The organism is Moorena sp. SIO4A1, assembly GCF_010672065.1.
GTDB lineage: Bacteria > Cyanobacteriota > Cyanobacteriia > Cyanobacteriales > Coleofasciculaceae > Moorena.
The window spans coordinates 1-1,905 of sequence record NZ_JAAHHX010000426.1 but is presented as its reverse complement, the minus strand read 5'-3'; the positions used below and the strand labels follow the sequence as shown (position 1 = coordinate 1,905).

Here is a 1,905-nt window from a genome sequence, read left to right as displayed (position 1 = left end):
GTTAGAGTTCGGGGTTTTCCCCGCGAATCCCCTAGTCATACCCTGCCTGGGATAGGCAGCTCCTACTAGGAACAAGCCGCACAACACGACCCCATCAAATCCGGTAAAATTGTCCCCAGTCCTTTTGCCCAACAGGGTGCCATTCCTGGAGTCAATTTGCGACGTGTAACTAGGCTGAACTTCTGTAACAACCGAGCCAGTCCAATTAGACCATTTTTGTAAAGAGTCCCGCATCACTCCTTTCATCCAACTATTAAGTTTGCGGGACACGGCGCTACTCTGACGTTTGTTTCGGATTGGTTGTGTTAAATCTGAGGCCGTAGGCCACGCTTCGCGAACAGCAAATACCTTTAAAGATTCCCCATTAAAAAGAGACTTAGAGGCTGCTCCTATTATCGCCGTCAGTTCTGATTGATTTTTTCTGTAACGGCGATTTTCTGTTTTTCTGGTCAGATTATTTTCGAGTATTCGAGCCGATTTGGCCGGGTCTATTTTTTCTAGTTTTCTATGAAGTGCCCAAAGCTTACCCCTGTTCCGGTTCTTTGCACATATGTGCTCAGACTTTTTGGTGGCTACTTTTCCTAGTTCTTTTCCATGAGCTTGACCCTCTGAGTCATAGAAAGCCTCAGTGTAACCCTTGTCTACTCCTATACTCCGACGTTCAGATGAAATCTCTACGGTTCCATAGTCTACCAAGAAGTGAATTTCAAATCTTTGTAGGAGTTGGTTGTGGATTAACCTTATTTGTCCTTTTATTTTTCGGTTAGACCTAACAACTATCCTGTTCCTCTTCCCTCTTTTTAATCCAGCTAGTTCTAACTGGTAAGTATTACGGGAAAGTCTTTTGCATTTGTACCCTCCTTGTTGATAGACTATCTGGTTTTTACCCCAAGAATGTCCCCGCTGAAATTCCTTTCTGACAAATCTGTGTAAGAGGGAGTTATCGAGGAAAGCTACGGTCTTAAGTTGTTTGCAAAGCTCTTTCCGCTTCTTTTGGTCATCCTTGCCAGGGAACCTTTTGTAAACCTTTTTAATTACCGCTTCAGTGCAAGCAGCTTGGCTCGCTGTAATGGCCTTGGCTACATCACTGACCGTCCATTCCATCAATTTAGAGGGCAATCCCAGGGATTCGGGATTTCTAAAACTCCTGACTTCTGGGTATGCTTTTTTCCAGTCGAGTCCCCAGTAGCTAATGCTTCCCAATTTGTTGTAAGACTCAGAGCGAACCACACCAAGTTTTTTCATGGTAGACAGTAACTCAAGCTCAACCGACTTTGCCATCCCCACTACAGGGACGATTTGAGTCGATATCTTCCTGGTTGCTCCTACTTTTTTTGGCATGGTCGCTTTCACTCTGTGTCCTATTTAAATTATACCATAGCGCTAGTAAATATCCCTGTCTGATTTGTACGGTTAAATACCGTATTATCCCTATTTTTAGGGGTTTGGCTGCGAGGCTTAACCTGGAACTAGTATCGAAGCCACTGAACACACGGATGCACTGAACACACGAATGCTACAGTTGAGCAATAGGTGATTCACCACGGCACTAGGGAGGCTATCCCAATAAACAATACTAAGAGCTAATTCGTAAAGTACATCTTAAGAAGTATGAAAGCCTTGCTATGATTGTCTTTTAGCTATTAAATAGTTCAATTGTTCTATTTTAGCGCAAGCCTTATCCTACAAGGTTTAGTGCGAGTTTACGAATCAGCTCTAAAAATAAAAATAGTAGGGTAACTATGATAGCAATAATGACGAATGATGTGAGCGCCCAAACCCGTTGATGGCGCTTAAAGGTTTTGATACTCTTCCAACGGCGACTTTTCCATGCCCACTCATTGCCCTTGATGCCCAAAATAATCCCCATCACTGGCCAAGCCAAAAATCCAGTCACTAAGGATA

Annotated in this window: 2 protein-coding genes; both read right to left on the bottom strand. The window is 43.5% G+C overall.

Features of this window, described 5'->3' with window-relative positions; genetic code table 11:
• On the bottom strand, positions 1-1,341 hold a 1,341-nt coding region (locus F6K53_RS39005), incomplete at its 3' end, for a transposase (protein WP_293085248.1).
• A 337-nt stretch (positions 1,342-1,678) separates the two neighbouring features.
• Positions 1,679-1,905 (bottom strand): hypothetical protein (locus F6K53_RS39000; protein ID WP_366511416.1); only part of this gene is annotated, 227 nt, incomplete at its 5' end.